The organism is Xanthomonas sp. NCPPB 3174 (assembly GCF_056725205.1).
Window position 1 is genome coordinate 4,358,374 of record NZ_CM161517.1, and the last position, 24,693, is coordinate 4,383,066.

The window sequence follows — 24,693 nt, forward strand, 5'->3', positions numbered from 1 at the left end:
GACGTGTGGTTAGCTTCTTTGAGAATCGGGAATGGGGAATCGGGAATCGCGGGTGGCGTCGCCGCCGGGCCGGGTTCTCTCCTCTCTATTCGCCATTCCCGTTTCTTAGTGGGCCAGTGCGGATTGCAGACGCGACAGCTTGCCTTTCAACGAACCGTCGATGACCACGTCGCCGGCGTCGATCACCGCGCCGCCGATCAGCGAAGCGTCCACCGCCGTGGTGATCTCGACCTCGCGGCCGAAGCGCTGCTTCAGCGCCACCTTCAGCGAGGCCACCTCGGCATCGCTCAGCGCCGTCGCGGAGGTCACGTTGGCCTGCACCACGCGCTCGGCCTCGGCGCGCAGCTGGTCGTACAGCCCGGCGATCTCCGGCAGCAGCGGCAGCCGCTGGCCTTCGGCCAGCAGGCTCAGGAAGCGCTGGTACTGCTCGTCGGCCGCGTCCGGCGCCAGCAGCGACACCGCCTGCTCCCGCTGCAGCAGCGGGTTGTGCAGCAGCGCGGCCACGCGCGGGTCGGCCGCGACCTGGGCGGAGAACGCCAGCGCCTGCGACCAGGGCGCGAGCTTGCCGGCGTCGCTGGCCGCGGCGAACGCGGCGCGAGCGTAGGGACGCGCCAGTGTGAGGGCCTGGCTCATCTCAGATCTCCGCCGCCAGCTCGTCGAGCAGCGCCTTGTGGGCGTTGGCGTCGATTTCGCGCTTGAGCAGCTTCTCGGCGCCGCTCACCGCCAGCAGCGACACCTGGCGACGCAGGTCCTCGCGCGCGCGGTTGGCCGCGGCGTCGATCTCGGCCTGGGCCAGTTCCTTCTGCCGGGTGGCTTCGACGATCGCCTCGTGCTTGGCCGCCTCGACGATCTGGTTGGCGCGCGCATGCGCCTGGTCGATGATCTCGTTGGCCTTGATGCGGGCGTCCTTCAACGCTTCGTTGACCTTTTCCTGCGCCTGCGCCAGATCCTTCTGGCTACGATCGGCGGCGGCCAGGCCTTCGGCGATCTTCTGTTGGCGCTCTTCGATGGCCTGCATCAGCGGCGGCCAGATCTTGGTCGCGACGATCCAGATCAGACCGGCGAACGCCAGCGCCTGGGCAAAGAGGGTGAGACCGATATTCATGGGGTACGCTCAGCCAATGGTGACGGGGTGGACGCGCCGCCAGCACGGCGACGCGTCCGAACCTTCATCCGTAGCGGCGGCCGCCGGTGGCGACCGCACGCCGGTACGACGGGATCAACCGCCCTGCGGCAGACGCGCGACGAACTCGCCGATCATCGGGTTGGCGAACGCGAACAGCAGGCCGACCGCGACGCTGATGATGAACGCGGCGTCGATCAGGCCGGCGGTGATGAACATGCGGACCTGCAGCACCGGGATCAGTTCCGGCTGGCGCGCGGCCGATTCCAGGAACTTGCCGGCCATGATGGCCAGACCGAGGCCGGCGCCCAGCGCGGCCAGGCCGATCATGATGCCGACGGCGAGGACGGTGGAGCTCTGGACTTGGGCGAGGTTGGTCAGGACGGCGAAGTACATGGTTTTCTCCAGGAACAAAGTTGCTTGAGGATGGTGAATCGAACGAAGGGTTGCTTAGAACGCGTGAAACAGAAACGTCAGTGGCTGTCTTCCGCCAGGCTCAGGTACACGATGGACAGCATCATGAAAATGAACGCCTGCAGCGGAATCACCAGCAGGTGGAACAGCATCCAGCCGAAGCCGAACGCGCCGCCGGCCAGCGCACCGAGGATGCCGGCACCGCCCAGCACCCAGATCAGCAGGAACACGATCTCGCCGCCGAACATGTTGCCGAACAGTCGCATCGCCAGCGACACCGGCTTGCTCAGCCATTCGACGATATTGAGGATCAGGTTGAACGGCAGCATCCACTTGCCGAACGGCGCGGTGAGGAATTCCTTGGTCATGCCGCCCACGCCCTTGGAGCGCAGCGAGAAGAACAGCATCAGGAAGAACACGCTGATCGACATGCCGAGGGTGGCATTGACGTCGGCGGTCGGCACCGGCTTCCACGCATGCACACCAAGCAGTTCCAGCGGCTTGGCGATGAAGTCCGCCGGGATCATCTTGATGAGGTTCATCATCAGGATCCAGAAGAACAGGGTGATCGCGATCGGGGTCACCAGCTTGCTGGTGCCGTGATAGGTGTCCTTGGCCTGGCGGTCGACGAACTCCAGCAGGATCTCCACGAACGCCTGCCACTTGCCGGGCACGCCCGCGGTGGCCTTGCGCGTGGCCAGCCAGAAGCCGAACACCATCAGCAGGCCCATCAGCAACGACATCACCAGGGTGTCGACGTGCAACTGCCAGAACCCGCCTTCCTGCACCTGGAAAGTGAGGTTCTTGAGGTGGTGCTGGATGTAGGAGGTAGGGGTTAGTGCCTCGCCCGCCATGAGTCCTGAGCCTTTTCTTGATTCGATCAACGCCTGGCCAGAGCCAGAACCTGGAACATCAGCCCGACGGCGATACCCGCCAACAGGGCCAGAGGAGGCAACCGCCACCAGGCAAAGCCCAGTGCCAGCACCGCGAACACCAACACCCACTTCAGCACCATGGCCACGATCAACCGCGCCAGCGCCGAACCTGCTGCCTGCACGCCGCCATTGAGCGCGGTGCGTGCGGCCAGCCATCCCCCTGCCACGGTCGCCAGCCCGGTTGCGGCGGCGCCCATCGCGTATTTCGGTCCCAGCAGCAGGAACAGCAGGGACACCACGGCCACCGCCACCAGCGGGTAAATCGCTGCGCGCAGCATCAGCCGCCGACCCGCATCAACGGAGTTCAGCACAGAAAATCCTGCAATTGGTGGTGGATTGAGGACGTCTTCGCGTCCGTCGAGCCGCGGAATTATAGCAATGGGACAATTTGCGAGACAACCGCCAGGAGTCCTGACAGCGTCCGGGTCCCCGTCCGCCCGTAGACGATAGCACGGCGGCCGTCCGCCACCGGCACCGAATGCGGCATTGCAGCACGTGTTTGCGGGGGAACTTTCTGTCCGCCCCGCTGTCCGATCAGACAGGGACTGCGCCCATCCTCGTCGGCCCACAGCGCAGCCCCACCGAGCCCCGGTCCTTCCGGGGCTTTTTTCGTGTCGCGTTTTGGGACAGCCGTGGCGGCTCGAGCCACCATACTTTCACGAATGGTGGACGCAAATTTAAGGATAGTGATGGCACGCGCTGGCACTGCCATCGACGCCTTATCCAAAAAAATCCCAAGACGACGGAGCTTGTCCCCCATGAAACACCTGCTTGCCCTGGCGCTGCCCTGCGCGCTCGCCGCCGCTTACGCCCTGCCCGCCCACGCCGAAGACGGCGACGACCGCTTCACCCTGCGCGTCGGCGCGATGAACGTCGACAACGACAACACCTTGCGCGGCAATGCCGTGATCAACGGCAATGCCATTTCCGGCTCGCAGGACTTCAACTTCGGCGGCAAGGAATGGGAGCCGCGCGTGGACGGCGTGTTCCGCCTCAGCACCCGCCAGCGCCTGATCTTCGACTACTTCAAGTTCGACAAGGATCGCCGCGAGGAACTGGGTCAGGACGTCAGCCTGGGCGGGGTGACCGTGCCGTCGGGCAGCTTCGTCAAGGGCGAACTGAAGTACCAGGTCGCCAGCCTGGTGTACGACTACTCGGTGATCGACAACCCGCAGTTCAGCATGGGCCTGCAGATCGGTGCCGAGTGGGCCAAGGTGGAGTCCAATGCCTACGCCGACCTGGGCCCGGTCTACACCGGCACCTTCCTGGACGAGAGCGAGGACGGCGCCGCGCCGGTGGTCGGCCTGCGCTTCACCGCGCACCCGAGCGAGCACTGGCTGTTCAACATCCAGGGCCAGTACCTCAACACCAAGTGGGGCGATTTCGGCGACTACGACGGCGACCTGAGCCGCGCCAACGCCATCGTCGAGTACCGCTTCACCCGCAACTTCGGCATCTTCGCCGGCTACGACTGGTTCAAGCTGGACGTGGACCGCAAGCGCGACAACGCCAGTGTCGGCCTGAAGCAGGAGTTCAAGGGCCCGGTCGCGGGCGTGACCTTCGCGTTCTGATCAACGCCCCACGCGCGCCGCAAGCGCGCGTTGCAAACGAAAGGCCCGCCATGTGCGGGCCTTTCGCGTTCCTGCAGGCATGCAACGCCGCCGACGCGGCGGATTCAGGGCGACTTGGTCGCCCCGGCCACCAGCAGGTGCCGGTGCGTGGTGCAGTAGCACTCGTCGTGCCAGCCGTAGTGCGGGTCGGTGCAGATGGCGTGCTGCACCGATGCCGGCAGCGACGCCGCGTCGCTGCGCAAGTCGCGCTTCAGCGAGACGAACACCGAGCCCGGATGCGGCCAGTCGGTCCGGCGCGGCGGCTCGGCGATGCGGTTGCCGCTGGCCAGTTCGCGCTGCAGCAGCGCCTGCAGTTCGGGACACAGGGTGCCCTGCCCCACGTCGACCTCCATGCGTCGGTTCACCCCGGTGGCGACCGCACCGCACCTGGCGGCACGGTCGCATGCAGGGGCGTCACTTCTTCTTGGGGATGTACAGGTCGGTGATGGTGCCGTCGTAGACCTCGGCGCTCATGCCGACCGACTCGCTCAGGGTCGGATGCGCATGGATGGTGTGGCCGATGTCCTCGGCCTCGGCGCCCATCTCGATCGCCAGACCGATCTCGGCCAGCAGGTCGCCGGCGTGCACGCCGACGATCGCGCCGCCGATGATGCGGTGCGTCTCCTCGTCGAAGATCAGCTTGGTGAAGCCCTCGGTACGGCCGATACCGATGGCGCGGCCACTGGCCGCCCACGGGAACTTGGCCACGCCGACCTTCAGCCCCTTGGCCTTGGCCTCGGTCTCGGTGACGCCGACCCAGGCGATTTCCGGGTTGGTGTAGGCCACCGACGGGATCACCCGCGCCACCCACTCCTTCTTCTCGCCGGCAGCCACTTCCGCGGCCAGCTTGCCCTCGTGGGTGGCCTTGTGCGCCAGCATCGGGTTACCGACGATGTCGCCGATGGCGAAGATGTGCGGCACGTTGGTGCGCATCTGCCGGTCGACCGGAATGAAGCCGCGCTCGGTGACGTTGATGCCGGCCTTGTCGGCGCCGATCTTCTTGCCGTTGGGCGCGCGGCCCACCGCGACCAGCACGCGGTCGTAGGTGGTGGCGGCCAGCGCCGGCGTCTCGCCCGCGGTGGCGGCCTCGAAGGACACGGTGATGCCCTTCTTGTCGGCCTTGACCTCGGCCGCCTTGGTCTTGAGATGGACCTCCACGCCTTGCTTCTTCAAGCGGTCGGCCAGCGGCTTGACCAGGTCCTTGTCGGCGCCCGGCATCAGCTGGTCCATGAACTCGACCACGGTGACCTTGCTGCCCAGCGCGCTGTACACGGTGGCCATTTCCAGGCCGATGATGCCGCCACCGACCACCAGCAGGGTCTTGGGGATCTCCTGCAGTTCCAGCGCGTCGGTGGAGTCCATCACCCGCTTGTCGTCCCACGGGAAGTTCGGCAGCTTCACCGCCTGCGAGCCGGCGGCGACGATGCAGTGCTCGAAGCGCAGCAACTGGGTCTTGCCGTCGGCGCCGACGATCTCCAGTTCGTTCGGCGACACGAACGACGCCACGCCGGTGACGGTGCGCACCTTGCGCTGCTTGGCCATGCTGGCCAGGCCGCCGGTGAGCTTGCCGACCACCTTCTCCTTGTACTCGCGCAGCTTGTCCAGGGTGATCTTGGGCTTGCCGAAGTCCACGCCGAAGTCGCCGGCGTGGGCGACCTCGTCGATCACCGCGGCCGCGTGCAGCAAGGCCTTGGAGGGAATGCAGCCGACGTTGAGGCAGACGCCGCCGAGGCTGGCGTAGCGCTCGATCAGCACCGTGTCCAGGCCCAGGTCGGCGGCGCGGAACGCGGCGGTGTAGCCGCCGGGGCCGGCGCCGAGCACCACCATCTTGCATTCGATGTCGGCGGGCTTGCCGCTGGCCAGCGCCGGCTTCGGTGCCGGCGGCTCGGCCGGGGCGCGGTGCGACGGCGCCACCGGCGGCTTGCTGGCCGGCACTTCGACCGGGGCCGCGGCGGGCGCGCCGGCAGCGGCGCCATCGGCGGTCTCCAGCAGCGCGATCACCGCGCCCTCGGACAGGGTGTCGCCGAGCTTGACCTTCAGCTCCTTGATCACGCCGGCGGCCGCGGACGGCACTTCCAGCGTGGCCTTGTCCGACTCCAGCGTCACCAGGCCCTGGTCCTTCTTCACCGTGTCGCCGACGGCGACCAGCACCTCGATGACCGGAACGTCGCTGTAGTCGCCGATATCCGGGACCTTGACCTCAATGACCGCCATGCAGCTTCTCCTGTGGCCCTTCGCCTCAGCGAGGGGCGTTTGCAGTTCGTCGGCGCGACCGCGCAAACAGGCGGCGCGCGCAGGTGGGGGAAAACCGGCGCCGCGACGGACGCGGCGCCGTGACGACAGGGCTTACAGCAGCACGCGGCGCATGTCCGCCAGCACCTGGCTCAGGTAGGTGGTGAAGCGCGCGGCGGCGGCGCCGTCGATGACCCGGTGGTCGTAGCTCAGCGACAGCGGCAGCAGCAGCTTGGGCGCGAATTCCTTGCCGTTCCAGACCGGCTGGATCGACGACTTGGACACGCCCAGGATCGCCACCTCCGGCGCATTGACGATCGGGGTGAAGGCGGTGCCGCCGATGCCGCCGAGCGAGCTGATCGAGAAGCAGCCGCCGCTCATGTCGGCCGGGCCGAGCTTGCCGTCGCGCGCCTTCTTGGCCAGCTCGCCGCTCTCGCGCGCCAGCTCGACCACGCCCTTCTTGTCCACGTCGCGGATCACCGGCACCACCAGCCCGTTCGGGGTGTCGGCGGCGAAGCCGATGTGGAAGTACTTCTTCAGGGTCAGGTTCTCGCCGCTGGCATCGAGCGAGGCGTTGAACTCGGGAAACTGCTTCAGCGCCGCGGCGCTGGCCTTGAGCAGGAAGGCGAGCATGGTGAGCTTGATGCCCGCCTTCTCGTTTTCCTTGTTCAGCGCCACGCGCAGGGCTTCCAGGTCGGTGATGTCGGCCTGCTCGAACTGGGTGACGTGCGGGATCATCGCCCAGTTGCGCGCCAGGTTGGCGCCGGAGATCTTCTTGATCCGCGACAGCGGCTTGACCTCGACCTCGCCGAACTTGGCGAAGTCCACCTTCGGCCACGGCAGCAGGTTCAGGCCATTGCCGCCGGCGGCCGGCGCGGCACCGGCGGCCACCGGCGCGGCGCCGGACAGCGCCGCCTTGACGTAGCGCTGCACGTCGTCCTTGGTGATGCGACCGCCCTGCTCCGAGCCGCTGACCTGGAACAGGTCCACGCCGAGCTCGCGGGCGAACACGCGCACCGCCGGGCTGGCGTAGGGCACCTTCTGCGGCAGCACGCTGTCGGCGTCGAACGCCACCGGCGGGCTGCTCTGGGTGGCGGACGGCGCGGCGGCCTTGGCCGGCGCCGTCGCCTGGACCTGGGCGATCTCGCGCTGGGCCAGCTTGTCCGGCGCGGAAGAGGCAGGCACCGGCTCCACGCCGCCGCCGGTCTCGGCGCTGGGCTGGACCGCGGATGCGGCCGGCGCGTCGGCATCGCTGCCGGCCACCTCGATCAGCGCCACCACCTTGCCCTCGGACAGGCTGTCGCCGACCTTTACCTTGAGTTCCTTGACCACACCGGCCACCGACGAGGGCACTTCCATCGTCGCCTTGTCCGATTCCAGGGTGACCAGGCCCTGGTCCTTCTTGACCGTGTCGCCGACCGCGACCAGCACCTCGATCACCGGCACGTCGCTGTAGTCGCCGATGTCCGGCACCCGCGCCTCGACCACGCCGGCGGGCGCGGCCGCGGCCGGGGCCGGCTTGACCGCATTCTGTGCGGGTGCGGCGGCCGGGGCGGCGGCCTGCTGGGCCGGCGCGGGCGTGGCCTTGGCGGCCGCAGGCGCGGCGGGTGCGGCACTGGCGCCACCCTCGGCCACTTCGATCAGCGCCACCACCTTGCCCTCGGACAGGCTGTCGCCGACCTTGACCTTGATCTCCTTGACCACACCGGCGAACGGCGACGGCACTTCCATCGTCGCCTTGTCCGACTCCAGCGTGACCAGGCTCTGGTCCTTCTTCACCGTGTCGCCGACGGCCACCAGCACTTCGATTACCGGGACGTCGCTGTAGTCACCGATATCGGGGACAAGTGCTTCCTTGATTTCGGCCATGCGGGGAACTCCGGCAACTGATGAGGGGGAAACCCCTATTGTGGCGGCCCGCAGCCGCAGCGCCAACCTTTGCCGGGCAAAAAAGCCCGATCGCCTGCGCGCGCGGGCGCTGCCGGCGGACAGTACGCCGGCGCATGTTGCGCACCCGCGGCGCCCGCCGCCGGTGCGCCGCCTTCACGGCGCCGCGGCTAGGCTCGCCGCAGATTTCCGGAGGGCAGGCATGCGGATCCTGGTGCTGTTGATGGCGTTGGCGATGCCGCTGGTCGCCTGGTTCGGGCAACGCGGTGCCTTCGGCCCGACCAACGGTGCCATTTCCGACCGCTACCCGACCCTGATCGTCGCCGCCGGCTATGCCTTCGCGATCTGGGGCGTGATCTTCCTGCTCGACCTGGCCTTCGGCCTCTGGCAAACCAGCGGCCGGCGCCGCCGCGGCAGCGCGCTGGCGCAGGTGCGGGCACCGGCGGCGCTGGGCTTCGCGCTGACCGCGGCGTGGATGCCGGTGTTCTCGCAACAGCACTTCCTGCCGGCGCTGGCGGTGATCTGGACCGCGCTGGCGGCGACGCTGTTGGCCGCGCTGCGGCTGTCGCGCGATCCGTCAGCCGAGCCCGGCCAGACGCTGTGGGCGTGGCTGCCACTGTCGCTGCATGCCGGCTGGCTGTCGCTGGCGGCGTTCCTGAACACCGCGCAGGTGATCGTCGCCTATCGCTGGCTCTCGACCGAGCGGATGCTGCCGTGGAGCCTGGTGCTGTTCGCGCTGGCGGCGGCGCTGCTGCTGGGCATGAACCGGGCGATGCGCGGCAATCTCGCCTATGCGGCGGCAGCGCTGTGGGCGCTGGCGGCGGTCTACGTCAAACAGGCCGAGAGCACACTGGCCGGTGCGCAGACCGCGGCATGGGTGGCATTGCTGCTGGCCGCCGTGCTGGCGCTGCAGACCCTGTGGCTGCGCCTGCGTGCGCGGCGCTGATCGATCGGCGCGACGCCAGAGCACCGCCAATCACCTGTTTTCCCGTACAGCGCGCCGTCTCTCGTAGGAGCGGCTTCAGCCGCGACAGCGTTGCAGGGAGAGCCTCGTCGCGGCTGAAGCCGCTCCTACGCATGTGCCGCCTGTGGGATTGGAGGCACCCTTCAGTCACCGGCCGGCTGGCGCGCGCAACCACTGCTGCAACGGAGCCCACGCCTGCAGCAGGCGTGGCGAGGCGAAGGCGGCATTGGCCGGGCTGCTGGACGGCAACGCCAGCAGCACCAGCGGCGGATCGCGCGGCGGCAACTGCGGCTGCACGAAGCGCGCGAACGCCTGCGCCGCTGCCGCGCCATTGCAGGCGATGACCCGCAGTTGCGGCAACTGGGCGATACGCTCGGGCAAGGCATTGGGCACTTCGCTGCCGCGCACGATCGCCGCATCCAGGCTGCCGCGGCGCCGGCACTGGCCGATCACATCCCACAGGCCGACGCCGGCTTCGTGCAATGCCTGCACGCGCGCTTCTGTGTCGAGTGCCGGATCGAAACCGCACAACGTCGCCATCAGCGGCCAGAACCGGTTGCGCGGGTGCGCGTAGTAGCGCGCCTGCTGCAACGATGCCGCACCGGGCATGGAGCCGAGCAGCAGCACCCGGCAATCGTCGCGTATCTGCGCGGGCAGCCCCTGCAGCAGCGGCTGCGTCGTCACGTCGCGCGCATCTGGATGAACAGCCAAAAGTCTTAAAACCTCGTTATTTCAAGCGCAGAGCGCATGTGGCTGAACGTCGTCTGCATTGGTCCGGCGAGGGTCGGCAACGATTCATCTTCTCATCGATACGGTGTGCGCGCCCACTCCCGTGGCCCCACAAGAAAAAGATGAGGAGATATCCCATGCGGTCCATTCAGATCCTGAGCCTGGCTGTCGTGTCCGCCCTTGCGTTTGCGCCTGCCGCATTCGCACAGGATGCCGATACCGCGTCCGGCAAGCACTTCTCCGTCGTCGGCAGCGCGACCCTGCTCGACCCGCACTCCAAGCCGGCGGCCGGCCTCGACGTCGATGGCGGCCCGGCGCCGACCATCAGCGCCAGCTGGCTGATCGACGACAACTGGGCGGTCGAACTGTGGGGCGCTGCCGACAAGTTCAACCACCGCGTCAAGGCCGACGGTATCGGCAAGGTCGGCACCGTCGAGCAGCAGCCGATCGCGCTGAGCGGCCAGTACCACTTCGGCCAGGCGGACAACGTGTTCCGTCCGTTCGTCGGCGTCGGTTACTACGAGTCCAACTTCAGCAACGAGAAGCTCGCCGGCCTCAACGCCGACCAGCACGTCAGCCTGGACACCGCCAAGGGCGCCATCGGCACCGTCGGCGTGGACATGAACATCAACTCCACCTGGTTCGCCCGTGCCGACGCGCGTTACATGCGCTCGCGTCCGGAGCTGAAGGTGGCCGGCGAAGGTACCGGCGAAGACCTGAAGCTGGATCCGTGGCTGTTCAGCTTCGGCGTCGGCGCGCGCTTCTAAGCGCTCCGTCTCCAGTCGCAATGCAAACGGGCCCGCAAGGGCCCGTTTGTTTTTGTGCATGCGCTGGATCGAACGCGCGCCAGCGGAAACGGCATGGCGTGTGCCCGCAGGCGCGGCCGCTTTCAGCGCGGCGAGCGATCGAAACCGCGGTAGCGGTCAAAACGACGCAGGCGCCGCCGCAACAACCAGGCGTAGGCGCAGGCATAACCGAGCAGCAATGCGGCGGCGGCCAGCAGGCTGGCGTGGCTCATCCAGCCCTGGGTCGGCCAGGCCGCACCATCGACGAGGCTGCGCCAGCCCTGCCACAGCCCGGCGCCGATGCGCACCGCCACCAGCGCGGTCAGGCCCAACACCAACCATAGGTTCGGCGTGTAGTGCAGGCCGTGCGGCAGCGGTTCGAAGCGGGTGACGCCGATGCCGAGCGTACCCAACAGCACGCCGCAGCCCCAGCCCGCCAGTGCGTACATGGCGGCGTCCGGCCACCAGTGCCCGGCGATCACGGCAAAGACGAGCAGCACGCCGCTGGACAGCAGCGCCGACCACAGCTGCACCGCGACCAGCCAGCCACGCGCCTGACGCCGTGCGGTGCCCACACGGAACCGTTGCAGCAGCGACAGCGGCAACAGCACCGCGGTCACCGCCAGCGCGATCACGATCGCCAGCGGAATGGCCAGCAGCAGCGGCATGCGCGCAGGTCGATCAGAACGCCGGCAGTACCGCGCCCTGGTACTTGCGCTGGATGAAGGCCTTCACTTCCGGGCTGGTCAGCGCCTTGGCCAGCTTCTGCACGCGCGGATCGTCCTTGTTGTCGGGACGTGCGACCAGGAAGTTCACATACGGCGAATCCTTGCTCTCGATCGCCAGTGCGTCACGGGTCGGGTTGAGGCCGGCGTCGAGCGCGTAATTGGTGTTGATCAACGCCAGGTCGACCTGGTCCAGCACCCGCGGCAGCATCGCCGAATCCAGCTCGCGGAACTTCAGTTGCTTGGGATTGGCGACGATGTCGCGCTGGGCGGACAGCGCATTGCTCGGATCCTTGAGCTTGATGACCCCGGCCTTGTCCAGCAGGATCAGCGCGCGGCTGTTGTTGCTGGGATCGTTGGGAATCACCACATCGGCGCCCTGCGGCAGCGCGTCCAGCGACTTGTAGCGGCGCGAATAGGCGCCGAACGGCTCGATGTGCACGCCGACCACGGTGACCAGGTCGCTCTTGCGGTCGCGGTTGTAGGCCTGCAGGTAGGGCTCGGTCTGGAAGTAGTTCACGTCGATCTGCTTCTGCACCACCTGGTCGTTGGGCTGCACGTAGTCGTTGAACACGCGCACGTCCAGGGTCAGCCCCTGCTGTTCCAGCATCGGCTTGACCACCTCCAGGATCTCGGCGTGCGGCACGGCGGTGGCGGCGACGCTGAGGTGGTCGCTGGCGGCGCCGGCATCGGGCTTGCCGCAGCCGCCGAGCACGAGCACGGCGCTGGCGAGCAGGAGGCGGAACGGGAATCGGGTCATGGCAGGTATCCGGGGAAACGGGGAGAGTGGAGGAACGCGACCCGCGGCCGCGATGCGTGCACGCTAGCAGACGGCCGTGCAGGCGGGGCGATCCATGCGCGCAGGAGCGGCTTCAGCCGCGACCGCTCACCGGTCGGGGTCGCGGCGGAAGCCGCTGCTACCGCGGTACGCAGGACATCAGCGCCGGCTGTAGTGCGCGACCAGCCGGTCGCCGAGCATCTGCAACGCCTGCACCAGCAGCAACAGGATCACCACCGTCACCAGGGCCACGTCGGCGTGCGAGCGCTGGTAGCCGTCGCGGTAGGCCAAGTCGCCGAGGCCGCCCGACCCGATCGCGCCGCCCATCGCGGTGAAGCCGATCAGGGCGATGGTGGTCACCGTAGCGCCGGCGATCAGGCCCGGCCGCGCTTCCGGCAGCAGCACCCGCGTCACCAGTTGCCAGGTGGTCGCACCCATCGCCAGGCTGGCCTCGACCACGCCGCGGTCCACTTCGCGCAGTGCGGTCTCCACCAGCCGCGCGTAGAACGGCGCCGCGCCCACCACCAGCGGCAGGATCGCGCCGCGCACGCCCAGCGAGGTGCCCATCGCCCACAGCGTCAGCGGGATCATCGCGATCATCAGGATGATGAAGGGCACCGAACGCAGCACGTTGATGACCAGCGCCAGGCCGCCGTACAGCAGCGGCTTCTGGTGGGTCTGGCGCGGGCCGGTGAGGAACAGCAGCACACCCAGCGGCAGGCCGATCAGCAGGGTCAGCGGCAGCGAGCCGCCGAGCATCAGCAGCGTATCGACGGTGGCGCGGCCGATCTCGCTCCACTTGCCGGCATCGAGATTGCGGAAGAAGCCGGTGGCGGCGGTGGCGAACGGACTCATCGGCGCAGCTCCTGCACATGCACGCCGGCCGCGACGAATTCGGCCTGCGCCGCATCCATGTCGCCGCCGACCAGGGCCACGGTCAGCTGGCCGTAGGGAGTGTCCTTGATCCGGTCGATGCGCCCGGACAGGATGTTGTAGTCCACCGCGGTGGCGCGGGCGATGCGCCCGAGCAGCGGCGCGTAGGTGTCGGCGCCGAGGAAGGTCAGGCGCAGGATGCGGCCGTCCACCGCGGCGAGGTCGCGGTACAACTCGCCCTCGTCGACGTGCTCGGCCTCGGAGACGAAGCGCTTGGTGGTCGGATGCTGCGGATGCAGGAACACCTCGGTGACCGGCCCGCTTTCGACCAGGTGCCCGGCATCGAGCACCGCCACGCGGTCGCAGACGCGGCGGATCACTTCCATCTCATGGGTGATCAACACGATGGTCAGGCCCAACTCGCGGTTGATCTGCGCCAGCAGCGCCAGCACCGAGGCGGTGGTCTGCGGATCCAGCGCACTGGTGGCCTCGTCGCACAGCAGGATCCGCGGGCGCGTGGCCAGGGCGCGGGCGATGCCGACGCGCTGCTTTTGCCCGCCCGACAGCTGTGCCGGGTACTTGTCCGCATGCGCGGCCAGCCCGACCCGCTCCAGCAGTTCGGCCACGCGCGCGTCGATCTCCGCGCGCGGCGTGCCGGCCAGTTCCAGCGGGAAGGCGACGTTGCCGGCGACCGTGCGCGAGGACAGCAGGTTGAAGTGCTGGAAGATCATGCCCACGCGCTGGCGCAAGGTCCGCAGCCCGGCGCGGTCCAGCGCGGTGACGTCCTCGCCGTCGATGATCAGGCGCCCGCCGCTGGGCTCCTCGAGCCGGTTGATCAGCCGGATCAGGGTCGACTTGCCGGCACCGGAATGGCCGATGATGCCGAACACCTCACCGGCCTCGATGCGCAGGTCGAGCGGATGCAGCGCCACGACCGGCTGGCCGGCGACGGAATAGGACTTGTGCAGGCGCTCGAACTGGATCAACGCGCGGAACCGGCAGCGACGGGGGGCGCAAAGCCTAGCAGGCCGAGATGGCGTGCGTTATTCCATTCGATTCTAACGTAGGCGCGCATCGCGGGGCCTAGGGCCGCGCCTGCGGCGGCGGATGCGCCACCGCGCGGACCCGCTCGCGATGCAGCAGGTACAGGCCGCTGGCGACGATGATCGCCCCGCCCACCCAGGTCCAGGCATCGGGCAGCTTGCGCCACAGCAGCCAGTCCCAGGGGATCACCCACAACAGGCCGCTGTACTCCAGCGGCGCGACCAGCGAGGCGTCGCCACGGCGGAACGCCTGGGTCAGCGCCACCTGGCCCAGCGCACCGGCCAGGCCCATGCCGGCGATCCAGCCGGCGTCGGCCGGGCGCAGCGGGGTCCACTCCGGCAACGCCAGCGCACCGGCGCCCAGCGCCATGATCAGCAGGAACCACACCACCAGCGACTGCGAGGTGTCGGTGCGCGCCAGCAGGCTGACCAGCACCGAGGCCACCGCGTACGCGATAGCCGCCAGCAGCACCATCAACCCCGGCAGCGAGACGAACCCGTCCATGCCGGGGCGCAGCACCACCAGCACGCCGACCAGGCCGACGCCGATCGCCGCCCAGCGCCGCGGGCCCACGTATTCGCCCAGCAGCGGCACCGACAGGGCGGCCACCAACAGCGGCGCGACGAAGTAGATGGTGTAGGCGGTGGACAGCGGCAGGCTGCGCAAGGCCCAGGCGAAGCAGCCGATCATGGCGATGCCGAGCACGCCGCGCAGCAGGTGCAAGCCCCAGCGCACCGGCCAGATCGCGCGCGGCCCGGCGCTGGCCAGCACCCACACCAGCACGAACGGCAGCGAGGCGCCGCCGCGCAGCGCCGCGACCTGCAGCGCCGGATAGTGCGTGCTGAGCTGCTTCATCGACGCATCCATCAGCGAAAAGAACGCGACCGCGGCGATCATCCACGCAGCGGCGGCGGCATTGGAACGGGAGTTGGGCATCGGCGCATTATCGCCGCGATCGGCGACGTGCGTGGTGTCGGAGGGCATCGCGTCGGGACTGAAGTCCCTCCCACATGGCTCCAGCCCCGGCTGCAGCGGCTGACACAGCCTTCTGTGAGAGCGGCTTCAAGACATCTCTGATCACCTGCTTTTCTCCGCGCATCGCGTTGTCTCGCAGGAGCGGCTCTTGTCCCCTTTTGCGGGATTAGCCGCGACAGGGCCTTCGTGGCACAGCAGTCGCGGCTGAAGCCGCTCCTACGACGGCGCCTGTCGTGTCGGCGCAGGACACTTCTACGAATCCCCAATCCCCAATCCCGAATCTCCGCCCCATGCACGACCCGCACGTCTTACGATAGGCATCTTTGCCGAGGACTTGCCCATGCCTTCCTTCGATATCGTGTCCGAAGTCGACAAGCACGAACTGACCAATGCCGTCGACCAGGCGAACCGCGAGCTGTCGACGCGCTTCGACTTCAAGGGCGTGGACGCCAAGTTCGCGCTCGACGACCAGGTCATCACGCAATCGGCGCCCAGCGATTTCCAGGTCAAGCAGATGACCGACATCCTGCGCGCGCGCCTGCTGGCGCGCGGCATCGACGTGCGCTGCCTGGAATTCGGCGACCTGGAGACCAACCTGGGCGGCGCGCGGCAGAAGATCACCGTCAAGCAGGGCATCGAACAGAAGCTGGGCAAGAAGATCGTCGCCACGCTCAAGGAGGCCAAGCTCAAGGTGGAAGCGCAGATCAATGGCGACAAGCTGCGGGTCAGCGGCAAGAAGCGCGACGACCTGCAAGACGCGATCGCGCTGCTGAAGAAGAGCAACTTCGAGCTGCCGCTGCAGTTCGACAACTTCCGCGACTGAGCGCAGTCCGCCGTTCCATCGACAGGAGCAGAGCGCCAGGCCGGCCGGACAGCGACACCGGCCGCGCCGGTTTGGCGCGATCGGCGCACCATGGCCTCGTCGCGGCTGAAGCCGCTCCTACGCGTGCGCCATCCGGGAATATGCGGGGTGGCCTACAATCGTCTGCACCTTTCCCAGCCAGCTCCGCGACGATGCACGACGAGATCCCCGGCGACACGCCCGACTACCTGGGCGACACCCGCCGCTGGCTGGAACGGGCGGTGATCGGCCTGAACCTGTGCCCCTTCGCCAAGGCCGTGCACGTCAAGCAACAGATCCGTTACGTGCTCAGCGATGCGAGCACGCCGGAGGCGCTGCTCGAACAGTTGGCCGAGGAACTGGTGCTGCTGCGCGACACTCCGGCCGAGCAGATCGACACCACGCTGATCGTGCATCCGGACGTGCTGCAGGACTTCCTGGACTACAACGACTTCCTCGACAACGCCGACGCCGCGGTCGAGGCGCTGGACCTGCAGGGCATCCTGCAGGTGGCCAGTTTCCATCCGCAGTACCAGTTCGCCGGCACCGCGCCGGACGACATCGGCAACTACACCAACCGCGCGCCCTACCCCACCCTGCACCTGCTGCGCGAGGACAGCGTGGAACGCGCGGTGGCCGCCTTCCCGGACGCGGACGTGATCGTCGAGCGCAATCTGCAGACCCTGGAGAAACTGGGGCTGGAGGGCTGGAAGCGGGCGCTTGACAGCCGGGATTAGGCATTCGGGATTCGGGATTCGTAAAAGCGGGATTCGCCGCGGTGCGAGGAGCATCGCGCCTTTGCCAATCCCGAATCCCCAATCCCTAATCCCCGCCCTCGAACAGCACCGCCACGTCCGCCGCCTCAAGCACCCGCCACTGTCCGGAAGGCAGATCGCCCAGGGCGAAGCCGCCGATGCGGCTGCGGTGCAGCGCCGCCACGTGGTTGCCGACGGCGGCGAACATGCGCCGCACCTGGTGGTAGCGGCCTTCGTGCAGGGCGACGCGCACCTGCCGCGGCCCCAGCGTCTCCAGTTCCACCGGCAGCAACGACGTGGTCTCGCCGTCGAGCATCAGCGTGCCGCTGGCGAATTGCGCCGCTTCGTCGCCGCGCAGGTCCTCGGCCAGGGTGGCCTCGTAGACCTTGGCCAGGCGCGCCTTCGGCGAGACGATGCGATGCAGCAGCGCGCCGTCGTCGGTCATCAGCAGCAGGCCACTGGTGTCGCGGTCCAGCCGCCCGACCGTGGACAGCAGCGGCGAGCGCAGACGGAAGCGCGGCGGCAGCAGGTCGTAGACGATGCGCCCCGGATCCTTGGTCGAGCAGGTGTAGCCGACCGGCTTGTGCAGCGCCAGGATCAGCCCGGGCGGCGGATCCAGCGCTTCGCCGTCGACCCGGATCGCCGCGTGCGGCACCTGGTCGTCGGCGTACAGCACCTCGCCGTCGGCATCGGTGATGCGGCCTTCGCGAAACATCAGCGCCACCTGCTTGCGGCTGCCGTAGCCCAGATTGGCCAGGTGCTTGACCAGTTTCATCGGCGCGCTCCGGCGCGGCTGCGCACCGCATGGATCAGCTTGAAGCCATCGCGGGTGGCGAGCACCTCGGTCGCGCCGAAGCTGGCGTCGAGCACCGCCTCGTAGGGCAGATGGCGGTTGGCGACCAGGAACAGCCGCCCGCCCGGCGCCAGCGCCTGCGCCGCCACCGCGATGAAGCGCCGGCCGATGTCCGGACGTTCCAGCCGCCCCGGCGCATGGAATGGGGGGTTGCTGACGATGACGTCGTAGTGTCCGGGCAGGCCGGTGGTCACGTCGTGCCAGTGGAAGCCCAGCGTGACCGCAGCCGGCGCCTGCGCCAGGTTGGCGCGCGCCAGCGCCAGCGCGCGCGCGTCGGCCTCGAACAGGTCCAGTGCGGTGAGCTGCGGGCAGCGCGCCAGCAGCTCGGCCGACAGATAGCCGTAGCCGGCGCCGAGATCGGCGGCGCGGCCGCGCAGGTCGGCGGGCAGGTGCTCGGCCAGCAGCGCCGAGGCCGGGTCGATGCGGTCCCAGGCGAACACGCCCGGGCGGCTGCGGAAGCGCCCATCCAGAATCGGCCGCACCGCATCCAGCTTGGCCCAGCGCTGCTGCAGCGCGGCGTCGTGGCCGCCCTGCAGCGGCGCGGTCCAGTACACCCGGCAGTGGTGCTTGGTCAGCTTGCCGCCGAGGCCGGCCAGTTGCTGCAGGTCGTCCTCGCCGGAGCGCGCACCCTCGTTGTTGGCCTGGCAGGCCACCACGATGCCGCCCGGCGCAGCCAGCGCCACTGCGCGCGCCAGCAGCGCCCGCGCTTCCTCGCGCTGGCGCGGCGGCAACACCAGCACCAGCGCGTAGCCGCCGGCATCGGCGTCGCCATCCTGCTCGGCGCGTACCGTCCAGCCGCCCTGTTGCAGCGCAGTGGCGAACGGGCGGTAGTCCTGCTCGCAGACCAGTTGCGCGGGCTGGGCGTGCTGGCGCAGCGCCCAGCCGTCGCGGGCACGCAGGAACAGCACCTTGCCGGCAGGCCAGCGCAGCACGCCCTGGGCGAACGGCAGGAACAGGGTTTCGAGAGGGGCGTCTTGCGCGGCCGGCATCGGGCGTTGTCTTTGGAACAGGGACGCGCATTCTACCGGCAGCGGGCGGCGAGCCCGGTTTTGCGCGAATCCAACGCATCATTGATGTTTCGGCAACATCGCCGCGCCTAGGCTGCGAGGCACCCAACGACTGGAGAGGCAGCATGCGCGCAGTGTTCATCGGCGGCGTCGTCGACAACAGCGAAGTGGATCTGGATGGCAGCCAGCCGCCTTTGCACTACCCGGAGAACACCGGCACCGGGCGCCCGCGCTACCGCCTGCACCAGCGTGGCGCACGCGACGACGGCAGCGTGGTCTACGCCGTCTACGCCGCGCCGGAACTGGGCGACAGCGAAGTGCAGCGCGTGTTCGACGAACGCGGCTACGCCCGCCGTTTCGGCGTGGAGCCGGCGCCGGTGGAGCACTGACGCCAGACGGTTGGCCTCGCGTTTCCGAATTTGAGGTGTAGGAGCGGCTTCAGCCGCGATGGGCGTTCCCGAGAACGCCTGTCGCGGCTGAAGCCGCTCCTACGATTGCGCGGTGTTTCACGGTGCAAACGTGTGCCACGCCATGCGCGATATCCCGCGTCGTGTGCCGCATCGCATCTACCATGACGCTTGCAGGGGCAGCTCACTGCCCGGGCCTCATCATGAGGCCCTCCACGTCGCGGCTGAAGCCGCTCCTACGCCCGTGGGGCGGGCAGGCGCGCCCGCCGTTCTCCACTCATTTGCCCGGCTTCGGCGTTACCCGCCACACCACGTTGCCGACATCGTCGGCGACCAGCAGCGCACCGGGCTTGTCCACCGCCACGCCGACCGGGCGGCCTTGCGCGCGGCCTTCGGCGTCGAGGAAGCCGGTCAGCACGTCCAGCGGCTTGCCGCTGGGCTTGCCGTTGACGAAGGGGACGTAGATCACCTTGTAGCCGGACGGCGGGTTGCGGTTCCAGGAGCCATGCTGGCCGATAAAGGCGCCGCCACGGTAGGTCGGCGGCAGCAGTGCGCCCTCGTAGAAGGCCAGGCCGAGCGAGGCGGTGTGCGGGCCCAGTGCATAGTCGGGCTTGATCGCGCTGGCCACCATCTCCGCGTTCTGCGGCTGCACCCGCTCGTCCACATGCTGCCCGTAGTAGCTGTACGGCCAGCCGTAGAAGCCGCCCTCGCGCACCGAGGTCAGGTAATCGGGCACCAGGTCGCTGCCGAGTTCGTCGCGTTCGTTGACCACGGTCCACAGCGTGTCGGTGCCGGGCTGCCAGGCCAGGCCCACCGGATTGCGCAGGCCGCTGGCGAACACGCGGGTGGCGCCGCTGGCCGCGTCCACTTCCAGGATCGCGGCGCGGTTGAGCTCCTGGTCCATGCCATTCTCGGCGACGTTGCTGTTGGAGCCGACGCCCACATACAGCTTCTTGCCGTCGCGGCTGGCCAGCAGGCTCTTGGTCCAGTGGTGGTTGATGCCGCCAGGCAGGTTGGCGACGAAGCTGGGCGCGGCGGTGATCTGGGTGTCGCCGTCCTTGTACGGGAAGCTGACCAGGGCATCGGCATTGGCCACGTACAGGCGGTCGCCGACCAGAGCCATGCCGAACGGCGAATACAGGCCCTTGAGGAACTGCGTGCGCACCTCGGCGACCCCGTCGCCGTCGGCGTCGCGCAGCAGGGTGATGCGGTTGGCGCTGGGCACGGAGGCGCCGGCCTTGGACATCATCGCGCCCTGGATCTTGTCGCGCAGGCCGCTGCTCTCCTTTTCCGGGGCGGGCGGCTCGGCGGTTTCGGCGACCAAGACGTCGCCATTGGGCAGTACATACAGCCAGCGCGGATGGTCGAGGTCGCGGGCGAACGCCTGCACCGCCAGGTCCGCGGCCGGCACCGGCGCGGCGCCATCGGCCCAGCGCTTGACCTCGGCGACCTTGACCGTGGGAATCATGCGCTTGACCGGATCGGGCAACACCGGATCCGGTCCCATGCCGTCCTCGATGGGGTGCTTGGCGGTGTCGCCGCAGGCGGCGAGCAGGGCGGCACTGAGTGCACACAACACCCAACGGGCACGAATCGGCGAAGACATGGCCATGCGTCTTGGATATCCGGGAACACGGGGGAACGCCGATGATGCCCAGCCATGACGCGGAAAAAGTGAAAGATGCGTCAAGAGGCGTCGCCGCGCGGATCGATGTCCCAGGGCCGCGCCGGCAACTGGCGCACGCTGCGGATTTCGTCCAGCCACAGGTAGTGGTGCTCGGCGGGATCGTCCAGTCCGTCGATGCGGACCTGCGCGTTGCTGCCTTCCTGCTCGTTGGCGTCGCGGAACAGCTGGATGCTGGGCCGGATCGTGACGGTGCCGAGGAAGGTGCTGCCGTCCTCGAGCTCGATGCGCACGTTGGACTGCTCGGGCAGTTGCTTGGCCAGTTCTTCCAGAGCCTGGATCTGCGCCTGGTCGGTGTGGACACGCTTGGCGTACTTGGTCATCGGTAGACTCCGTGCGAGGGACGTTCCACCGTAGCGCCGCCGGCGTGAGCCGGCGGGCAAGACCGCTGGCGCTCTAGCGCTGTCGCGCGAAGCGCACCGCAGACACCAACTGCGCCACGCTGTACGGCTTGGCCAGGTGTTCCTGGAAGCCGGCCTGCAGCGCGCGCTGGCGATCGTCGGCGCGCGCCAGCGCGGTCACCGCCACCGCCGGCAGGTCATCCGCACCCAGGCCCATGTTCTCGCGCACGGTGCGGATCAGGCCGTAGCCGTCCATGCCCGGCATGCCGATGTCGGTGACCATCACGTCGATCGCCGCATGGCCGCCGCCGTCGAGCACCTCCAGCGCCTCGCTGGCCGAGCCCACCGCGACCACCTCGGCACCCTGCTCCTCGAGCAGGCGCCGCAGGTAGTCGAGCATGTCCGGCTGGTCCTCCACGGCCAGCAGGCGCACGCCCTTGAGCGAATACGCCTCGACCACCTGTTCGGCCATCGCGAACGCGCGCACTTCGCGCAGCGGGCGCGAGCCCGGCGCGTCGCGGTGCAGCGGCAGACGCACGGTGAACACCGAACCGCAGCCGCGGCCTTCGCTGGCCGCACTGATCTGGCCGCCGTGCATCTCCACCAGTTGCTGCACGATCGCCAGGCCCAGGCCGAGGCCGCCATGCAGGCGCGTGGTGGTGCTGTCGGCCTGGCGGAAGCGGCCGAACAGATGCGGCAGGAATTCCGGCGGGATGCCATCGCCGGAATCGCGCACCGCCACGCTGACATGCTCGCCATCGTCCTCGAGTTCGATCGCCAGGGCGATGCGCCCATGCGCGGGCGTGAACTTGATCGCGTTGGAGAGCAAGTTCCAGAACACCTGCTGCAGGCGCGTGGCATCGCCCAGCACCATGCACGGCTGCGAGGGCGCCTGCAGGGTCAGCGCCTGGTCCTTGCCTTCGGCCACCGGCTCCTGCGCACGCATCGCCTCGCGCACCTGCTCGGCCAGGTCCAGCGCCTCCACTTCCAGTTGCACCTTGCCCAGCAGCATGCTGCTGAGATCGAGCATGTCCGAGATAAGCCGCTGCTGCGCGCGTGCGCTGCTGGCGATCACCGACAGGCCCTTGCTGCTCGGATCGCCCGGCGGCAGCCGCTGCAGCAGCAGGTCGCTCCAGCCGAGGATGGTGGTCAGCGGCGTGCGCAGTTCGTGCGACAGCGTCGCCAGGAATTCGTCCTTCAGCCGCGCCATGCTCTCGGCGGCGTTGCGCGCGCTGCGCTCGGATTCCAGCAACTGCTCGCGCGCCAGTTCGATGTCGCGGCGTTCGGTGACGTCCGGGCTGCTGCCGGCCAGGCCGATGAACTGGCCCTCGGCGGCATACCGCGGCACTGCGGTCATTTCCAGCCAGCGCCATTCGCCGTCGTGGCGGCGCGCGCGCACCAGCGCGCGCAGGTTGCGCTGGTCGTTCAGCGCGTTGCGCAGCTCGTAGGCGAACACGCCGGCGTCTTCCGGATGCAGCACGTCGCCCCAGCCTGGGCGCGCCGCCTCGGCGCCCGGATCGATACCGAAGAAATCGGCATAGGCGGTGTTGGTGAAGCGCAGTTCGCCCTGGGCGTCCAGCACCCACACCGGCATCGGCAGGCCCTCTGCCAGCGCGCTGAAGCGCGCCTCGCTCTCGGCCAGGTCGCGCTCCATCCGCTTGCGCTCGGTGATGTCGAGGAACTGCACCGCAACCAGATGTTGCTCGGGCGGCCCGACGCGGAAGGCATCCACGGCCCACCATCGCCCCAGCGGCGTGGAGAAATTCTCGAACTTGGCCGAGCGCCCGCTCAGCGCGACCTCGCCGTATAACCGGAACCAATGCTCCTCGTGCGTCGGTGCCAGCTCGCGCATGCGCCGGCCGACCGCATCGCGCATGCCGGTTTCGCGCTCGAACGCCCGATTGACCTGCAGGAACACGTAATCGACCGCGCGCTCGCCCTCGAACAGCATCTGGATGACGCAGAAGCCGGAATCGATCTTGTCGAAGATTTCGCGATACTGCAGGTCCGTCGCCTGCGCGAACGAAGACGCGTTGGAGTCTGAACTGGCATGCATGACGGAGTAACTCTGAAAGCGGCCTACGGCAACGGATGAAGACGGCGCCCGACATCCGCGGCGCAACAACGACGCGCCAGGAACGGCGAGGCGGAACGCCCATCTTGTTAAGCCACTCCGCCGACGTCAAGCCGCCGCACCGACCGGCCGTCGCCCAGCGGTCACCAATAGAAGGCGATCACCAGCACGATGCCCAGCAGCGACAGACCGATGCCGGCCAGCACCATCCACTGGGTCAGGCGCGCATTGCGCAAGGCCTGCTCTTCCAGCCAGCGCTCGGCCTCTTCGCGCCACGGCGGCGGCGACGCCTCCAGCAATTGCTGCACGCGCGCCGGCCCCAACTGCCGGCATTGTCGGCGGAAGTCTTCTGGGACGACGATTCGCTCGGGGGCGCTGACGACGGACATGCCAAGGTTCCTGAATTGCTCAGCCGAGCGTGAAACGCGGAGCGTCGCTGGCCAGTTCGTGCTCCACCGCCATCCGCGCCAGGCGCGTGTAGTTGGCGCGCGGGCCGGCACCGCGGCCGACGATCAGGCCCAGATACTCCAGGCCCGTCCAGACCCGCGCCTTCCACTCCACACCGTCCTCGGCCAGCACCAGGGTCAGCGTGTAGCGGAAGCTCTGCCCCTGCGGGCTGCGGTAGTGATAGCTGGGCGGAAATTGCACGGCCACGTCCTGCGCCTCGCCGAGCGAAACCAAGTAGCGCCGCAGCAGATGCCGCACGTCGTCACCCGGATTCAGCCGCAACTGGCGTGCCGCCTCGTCCAGGTTGGCCTGGTGCTCGACGAACGCGGCCGCACCGCTGGCCGGGCTGTGCCCGTGCCGCTTGGCCCAGTCGATGAACTGCAGGCGCACATCGCTGCCGGTGTGGGCCTGGTGGAACAGCGGCGTCTTCATGCGATCCCCGTCGTGCTCGATTGGCTGCCATGCTCGCGCGCGCACCGTGAAGCAGGCGGCGAGGCGATGTGAGCCGCCTGTCATGCCCGGGCGGATGAATCCGCGGTCAACGGTCGCCGCCGCGCGGCTCGCCGCGATTGCGGGCGCGCCGGCACAGGCACACACTGCGCGTACGCCTCCTGGAGATCCGCCATGAAGATCCGCTATGCCTGGACGGCGCTGGCTGTCGCCTGCCTGTGGGCGGGCGGCGCCTCCGCCGAGATCCGCAACGTCACCGACCCTCAGGCGCCGCGCAGCCTGGCCAGCGATGGCCCGGTGCAGGTGAGCTGGGCCGACCCGACCACCTTCAGCGAACTGCGGCAGAGCCGCAACCGCTGGGAAGCCGAACGCGGCGACTGGGTACAGGACCTGGCCGCCTACCTGCAGAAGCAGGCGGCCAAGCAACTGCAGCCCGGGCAGCGCCTGGACATCAAGCTGACCGACATCAAGCGCGCGGGCGACTTCGAGCCGTGGCACGGCCCCAACTGGAACGACGTACGGGTGATGCGCGACCTGTACCCGCCGCGGATCAGTTTCGACTTCACCCTGTACGGCGCCGACGGCCAGGTGCTGGCGCAGGGCCAGCCGAAACTGATGGACCCCAGCTACCTGTACAACAGCTCGGTCGGCCTGAGCACCGATCCGCTGCGCTACGAAAAGCGCATGCTCGACGAGTGGCTGCGCCGGCAGTTGCGCAAGGACAGCACGGTCGCCGAGCGCTGAGGCCCCGCGCGCGGCG

At 68.7% G+C, this 24,693-nt stretch carries 28 protein-coding genes; 7 read left to right on the forward strand and 21 right to left on the reverse strand.

All coding sequences use genetic code 11. The features are described 5' to 3' along the window. Positions 1 to 105: 105 nt before the first annotated feature. From AC1PK7_RS18720 to AC1PK7_RS18740, 5 genes are all read right to left on the reverse strand, one after another. Positions 106 to 633: a F0F1 ATP synthase subunit delta gene (locus AC1PK7_RS18720; protein ID WP_010340679.1), complete on the reverse strand. Its 528-nt coding sequence runs from the start codon at positions 631 to 633 to the stop codon at positions 106 to 108. 1 nt (position 634) lies between these two features. Then, entirely contained in the window at positions 635 to 1,105 is a 471-nt protein-coding gene (locus tag AC1PK7_RS18725) for a F0F1 ATP synthase subunit B (RefSeq protein ID WP_010340680.1), read from the reverse strand. 114 nt (positions 1,106 to 1,219) lie between these two features. Continuing rightward, positions 1,220 to 1,519, reverse strand: coding sequence for a F0F1 ATP synthase subunit C (gene atpE, locus AC1PK7_RS18730; protein ID WP_010340497.1), 300 nt, complete (start codon positions 1,517 to 1,519; stop codon positions 1,220 to 1,222). 77 nt (positions 1,520 to 1,596) lie between these two features. After that, positions 1,597 to 2,391 (reverse strand): F0F1 ATP synthase subunit A, encoded by a 795-nt coding sequence (atpB, locus tag AC1PK7_RS18735; protein ID WP_150411110.1) that lies wholly within the window; start codon positions 2,389 to 2,391, stop codon positions 1,597 to 1,599. A gap of 26 nt (positions 2,392 to 2,417) precedes the next feature. Further along, positions 2,418 to 2,783: an ATP synthase subunit I gene (locus AC1PK7_RS18740; RefSeq protein WP_026143249.1), complete on the reverse strand. Its 366-nt coding sequence runs from the start codon at positions 2,781 to 2,783 to the stop codon at positions 2,418 to 2,420. Positions 2,784 to 3,230: 447 nt separating this feature from the next. Between AC1PK7_RS18740 and AC1PK7_RS18745 the strand changes: the two genes are divergently transcribed. Next, positions 3,231 to 4,043, forward strand: coding sequence for a porin family protein (locus tag AC1PK7_RS18745; RefSeq protein WP_019796081.1), 813 nt, complete (start codon positions 3,231 to 3,233; stop codon positions 4,041 to 4,043). A gap of 104 nt (positions 4,044 to 4,147) precedes the next feature. On the opposite strand, the gene AC1PK7_RS18750 is transcribed toward AC1PK7_RS18745, so the two are convergent. From AC1PK7_RS18750 to aceF, 3 genes are all read right to left on the reverse strand, one after another. Continuing rightward, positions 4,148 to 4,435 (reverse strand): hypothetical protein, encoded by a 288-nt coding sequence (locus AC1PK7_RS18750; protein WP_481100936.1) that lies wholly within the window; start codon positions 4,433 to 4,435, stop codon positions 4,148 to 4,150. Positions 4,436 to 4,496: 61 nt separating this feature from the next. Further along, a complete protein-coding gene (gene lpdA, locus AC1PK7_RS18755; RefSeq protein ID WP_481099106.1) occupies positions 4,497 to 6,296 on the reverse strand; it encodes a dihydrolipoyl dehydrogenase in 1,800 nt (599 codons plus the stop codon). 132 nt (positions 6,297 to 6,428) lie between these two features. Then, complete coding sequence (aceF, locus tag AC1PK7_RS18760) at positions 6,429 to 8,183, reverse strand: dihydrolipoyllysine-residue acetyltransferase (protein WP_481099107.1); 1,755 nt, start codon at positions 8,181 to 8,183, stop codon at positions 6,429 to 6,431. Between the two features lie 220 nt (positions 8,184 to 8,403). Between aceF and AC1PK7_RS18765 the strand changes: the two genes are divergently transcribed. Continuing rightward, positions 8,404 to 9,147, forward strand: a complete 744-nt coding sequence (locus AC1PK7_RS18765) for a hypothetical protein (protein WP_481099108.1) — start codon at positions 8,404 to 8,406, stop codon at positions 9,145 to 9,147. Positions 9,148 to 9,312: 165 nt separating this feature from the next. Here the strand turns inward: AC1PK7_RS18765 and AC1PK7_RS18770 are convergent, their stop codons facing one another. Continuing rightward, positions 9,313 to 9,849: a DNA-deoxyinosine glycosylase gene (locus AC1PK7_RS18770; RefSeq protein ID WP_481099109.1), complete on the reverse strand. Its 537-nt coding sequence runs from the start codon at positions 9,847 to 9,849 to the stop codon at positions 9,313 to 9,315. A 182-nt stretch (positions 9,850 to 10,031) separates the two neighbouring features. Here AC1PK7_RS18770 and AC1PK7_RS18775 point away from each other — a divergent pair, with 182 nt between their 5' ends. Beyond that, the gene (locus AC1PK7_RS18775; protein WP_010343282.1) at positions 10,032 to 10,661 is read left to right on the forward strand and encodes an OmpW/AlkL family protein; all 630 of its coding nucleotides are present in this window, start codon (positions 10,032 to 10,034) and stop codon (positions 10,659 to 10,661) included. 122 nt (positions 10,662 to 10,783) lie between these two features. On the opposite strand, the gene AC1PK7_RS18780 is transcribed toward AC1PK7_RS18775, so the two are convergent. The 5 genes from AC1PK7_RS18780 to AC1PK7_RS18800 form a co-directional block, all read right to left on the reverse strand. Further along, on the reverse strand, positions 10,784 to 11,347 hold the full coding sequence (locus tag AC1PK7_RS18780) for a DUF1453 domain-containing protein (RefSeq protein WP_481099110.1): 564 nt from the start codon (positions 11,345 to 11,347) through the stop codon (positions 10,784 to 10,786). Between the two features lie 13 nt (positions 11,348 to 11,360). Beyond that, positions 11,361 to 12,164: a MetQ/NlpA family ABC transporter substrate-binding protein gene (locus tag AC1PK7_RS18785; RefSeq protein WP_481099111.1), complete on the reverse strand. Its 804-nt coding sequence runs from the start codon at positions 12,162 to 12,164 to the stop codon at positions 11,361 to 11,363. Between the two features lie 177 nt (positions 12,165 to 12,341). Further along, on the reverse strand, positions 12,342 to 13,037 hold the full coding sequence (locus AC1PK7_RS18790) for a methionine ABC transporter permease (protein ID WP_010343279.1): 696 nt from the start codon (positions 13,035 to 13,037) through the stop codon (positions 12,342 to 12,344). Next, on the reverse strand, positions 13,034 to 14,041 hold the full coding sequence (locus tag AC1PK7_RS18795; protein WP_010343278.1) for a methionine ABC transporter ATP-binding protein: 1,008 nt from the start codon (positions 14,039 to 14,041) through the stop codon (positions 13,034 to 13,036). Before AC1PK7_RS18795 ends, AC1PK7_RS18790 begins: the two co-directional genes overlap by 4 nt. Before the next feature lie 97 nt (positions 14,042 to 14,138). Then, positions 14,139 to 15,035, reverse strand: coding sequence for a DMT family transporter (locus AC1PK7_RS18800; RefSeq protein WP_209031589.1), 897 nt, complete (start codon positions 15,033 to 15,035; stop codon positions 14,139 to 14,141). Positions 15,036 to 15,414: 379 nt separating this feature from the next. Here AC1PK7_RS18800 and AC1PK7_RS18805 point away from each other — a divergent pair, with 379 nt between their 5' ends. Both AC1PK7_RS18805 and AC1PK7_RS18810 read left to right on the forward strand, forming a co-directional pair. After that, positions 15,415 to 15,897, forward strand: a complete 483-nt coding sequence (locus AC1PK7_RS18805) for a YajQ family cyclic di-GMP-binding protein (RefSeq protein ID WP_481099112.1) — start codon at positions 15,415 to 15,417, stop codon at positions 15,895 to 15,897. Between the two features lie 191 nt (positions 15,898 to 16,088). Continuing rightward, positions 16,089 to 16,652, forward strand: a complete 564-nt coding sequence (locus AC1PK7_RS18810) for a DUF1415 domain-containing protein (RefSeq protein ID WP_481099113.1) — start codon at positions 16,089 to 16,091, stop codon at positions 16,650 to 16,652. An 85-nt stretch (positions 16,653 to 16,737) separates the two neighbouring features. Here the strand turns inward: AC1PK7_RS18810 and AC1PK7_RS18815 are convergent, their stop codons facing one another. After that, complete coding sequence (locus AC1PK7_RS18815; RefSeq protein ID WP_481099114.1) at positions 16,738 to 17,445, reverse strand: pseudouridine synthase; 708 nt, start codon at positions 17,443 to 17,445, stop codon at positions 16,738 to 16,740. Then, a complete protein-coding gene (locus tag AC1PK7_RS18820; protein ID WP_481099115.1) occupies positions 17,442 to 18,512 on the reverse strand; it encodes a class I SAM-dependent methyltransferase in 1,071 nt (356 codons plus the stop codon). Before AC1PK7_RS18820 ends, AC1PK7_RS18815 begins: the two co-directional genes overlap by 4 nt. A 143-nt stretch (positions 18,513 to 18,655) precedes the next feature. Between AC1PK7_RS18820 and AC1PK7_RS18825 the strand changes: the two genes are divergently transcribed. Beyond that, on the forward strand, positions 18,656 to 18,919 hold the full coding sequence (locus tag AC1PK7_RS18825) for a hypothetical protein (protein ID WP_371182978.1): 264 nt from the start codon (positions 18,656 to 18,658) through the stop codon (positions 18,917 to 18,919). Positions 18,920 to 19,214: 295 nt separating this feature from the next. Here AC1PK7_RS18825 and AC1PK7_RS18830 read toward each other — a convergent pair whose 3' ends face one another. The 5 genes from AC1PK7_RS18830 to AC1PK7_RS18850 all read right to left on the reverse strand — a co-directional run bounded on the left by AC1PK7_RS18830 (position 19,215) and on the right by AC1PK7_RS18850 (position 23,915). Continuing rightward, the gene (locus AC1PK7_RS18830) at positions 19,215 to 20,549 is read right to left on the reverse strand and encodes a PQQ-dependent sugar dehydrogenase (RefSeq protein ID WP_481099116.1); all 1,335 of its coding nucleotides are present in this window, start codon (positions 20,547 to 20,549) and stop codon (positions 19,215 to 19,217) included. A gap of 74 nt (positions 20,550 to 20,623) precedes the next feature. Next, on the reverse strand, positions 20,624 to 20,944 hold the full coding sequence (locus AC1PK7_RS18835; protein ID WP_160946272.1) for a DUF3247 family protein: 321 nt from the start codon (positions 20,942 to 20,944) through the stop codon (positions 20,624 to 20,626). A gap of 73 nt (positions 20,945 to 21,017) precedes the next feature. Further along, positions 21,018 to 23,018, reverse strand: coding sequence for a PAS domain-containing hybrid sensor histidine kinase/response regulator (locus AC1PK7_RS18840; RefSeq protein ID WP_481099117.1), 2,001 nt, complete (start codon positions 23,016 to 23,018; stop codon positions 21,018 to 21,020). A 161-nt stretch (positions 23,019 to 23,179) separates the two neighbouring features. Further along, entirely contained in the window at positions 23,180 to 23,425 is a 246-nt protein-coding gene (locus AC1PK7_RS18845; RefSeq protein ID WP_481099118.1) for a hypothetical protein, read from the reverse strand. Positions 23,426 to 23,444: 19 nt separating this feature from the next. Continuing rightward, complete coding sequence (locus AC1PK7_RS18850) at positions 23,445 to 23,915, reverse strand: hypothetical protein (RefSeq protein ID WP_010343261.1); 471 nt, start codon at positions 23,913 to 23,915, stop codon at positions 23,445 to 23,447. Between the two features lie 192 nt (positions 23,916 to 24,107). On the opposite strand from AC1PK7_RS18850, the gene AC1PK7_RS18855 reads away from it, so the two are divergent. Further along, positions 24,108 to 24,677: a DUF3016 domain-containing protein gene (locus AC1PK7_RS18855; protein ID WP_481099119.1), complete on the forward strand. Its 570-nt coding sequence runs from the start codon at positions 24,108 to 24,110 to the stop codon at positions 24,675 to 24,677. Positions 24,678 to 24,693: the final 16 nt, after the last annotated feature.

Bases quoted from the DNA above. Each gene is read 5' to 3' on its own strand.
- AC1PK7_RS18720 (WP_010340679.1), bottom strand. From the start codon at position 633: ATGAGCCAGGCCCTCACACTGGCGCGTCCCTACGCTCGCGCCGCGTTC.
- AC1PK7_RS18725 (WP_010340680.1), bottom strand. From the start codon at position 1,105: ATGAATATCGGTCTCACCCTCTTTGCCCAGGCGCTGGCGTTCGCCGGT.
- atpE (WP_010340497.1), bottom strand. From the start codon at position 1,519: ATGTACTTCGCCGTCCTGACCAACCTCGCCCAAGTCCAGAGCTCCACC.
- atpB (WP_150411110.1), bottom strand. From the start codon at position 2,391: ATGGCGGGCGAGGCACTAACCCCTACCTCCTACATCCAGCACCACCTC.
- AC1PK7_RS18745 (WP_019796081.1), top strand. From the start codon at position 3,231: ATGAAACACCTGCTTGCCCTGGCGCTGCCCTGCGCGCTCGCCGCCGCT.
- AC1PK7_RS18750 (WP_481100936.1), bottom strand. From the start codon at position 4,435: ATGGAGGTCGACGTGGGGCAGGGCACCCTGTGTCCCGAACTGCAGGCG.
- lpdA (WP_481099106.1), bottom strand. From the start codon at position 6,296: ATGGCGGTCATTGAGGTCAAGGTCCCGGATATCGGCGACTACAGCGAC.
- aceF (WP_481099107.1), bottom strand. From the start codon at position 8,183: ATGGCCGAAATCAAGGAAGCACTTGTCCCCGATATCGGTGACTACAGC.
- AC1PK7_RS18765 (WP_481099108.1), top strand. From the start codon at position 8,404: ATGCGGATCCTGGTGCTGTTGATGGCGTTGGCGATGCCGCTGGTCGCC.
- AC1PK7_RS18775 (WP_010343282.1), top strand. From the start codon at position 10,032: ATGCGGTCCATTCAGATCCTGAGCCTGGCTGTCGTGTCCGCCCTTGCG.
- AC1PK7_RS18780 (WP_481099110.1), bottom strand. From the start codon at position 11,347: ATGCCGCTGCTGCTGGCCATTCCGCTGGCGATCGTGATCGCGCTGGCG.
- AC1PK7_RS18785 (WP_481099111.1), bottom strand. From the start codon at position 12,164: ATGACCCGATTCCCGTTCCGCCTCCTGCTCGCCAGCGCCGTGCTCGTG.
- AC1PK7_RS18790 (WP_010343279.1), bottom strand. From the start codon at position 13,037: ATGAGTCCGTTCGCCACCGCCGCCACCGGCTTCTTCCGCAATCTCGAT.
- AC1PK7_RS18800 (WP_209031589.1), bottom strand. From the start codon at position 15,035: ATGCCCAACTCCCGTTCCAATGCCGCCGCCGCTGCGTGGATGATCGCC.
- AC1PK7_RS18805 (WP_481099112.1), top strand. From the start codon at position 15,415: ATGCCTTCCTTCGATATCGTGTCCGAAGTCGACAAGCACGAACTGACC.
- AC1PK7_RS18810 (WP_481099113.1), top strand. From the start codon at position 16,089: ATGCACGACGAGATCCCCGGCGACACGCCCGACTACCTGGGCGACACC.
- AC1PK7_RS18815 (WP_481099114.1), bottom strand. From the start codon at position 17,445: ATGAAACTGGTCAAGCACCTGGCCAATCTGGGCTACGGCAGCCGCAAG.
- AC1PK7_RS18820 (WP_481099115.1), bottom strand. From the start codon at position 18,512: ATGCCGGCCGCGCAAGACGCCCCTCTCGAAACCCTGTTCCTGCCGTTC.
- AC1PK7_RS18825 (WP_371182978.1), top strand. From the start codon at position 18,656: ATGCGCGCAGTGTTCATCGGCGGCGTCGTCGACAACAGCGAAGTGGAT.
- AC1PK7_RS18830 (WP_481099116.1), bottom strand. From the start codon at position 20,549: ATGGCCATGTCTTCGCCGATTCGTGCCCGTTGGGTGTTGTGTGCACTC.
- AC1PK7_RS18835 (WP_160946272.1), bottom strand. From the start codon at position 20,944: ATGACCAAGTACGCCAAGCGTGTCCACACCGACCAGGCGCAGATCCAG.
- AC1PK7_RS18840 (WP_481099117.1), bottom strand. From the start codon at position 23,018: ATGCATGCCAGTTCAGACTCCAACGCGTCTTCGTTCGCGCAGGCGACG.
- AC1PK7_RS18845 (WP_481099118.1), bottom strand. From the start codon at position 23,425: ATGTCCGTCGTCAGCGCCCCCGAGCGAATCGTCGTCCCAGAAGACTTC.
- AC1PK7_RS18850 (WP_010343261.1), bottom strand. From the start codon at position 23,915: ATGAAGACGCCGCTGTTCCACCAGGCCCACACCGGCAGCGATGTGCGC.
- AC1PK7_RS18855 (WP_481099119.1), top strand. From the start codon at position 24,108: ATGAAGATCCGCTATGCCTGGACGGCGCTGGCTGTCGCCTGCCTGTGG.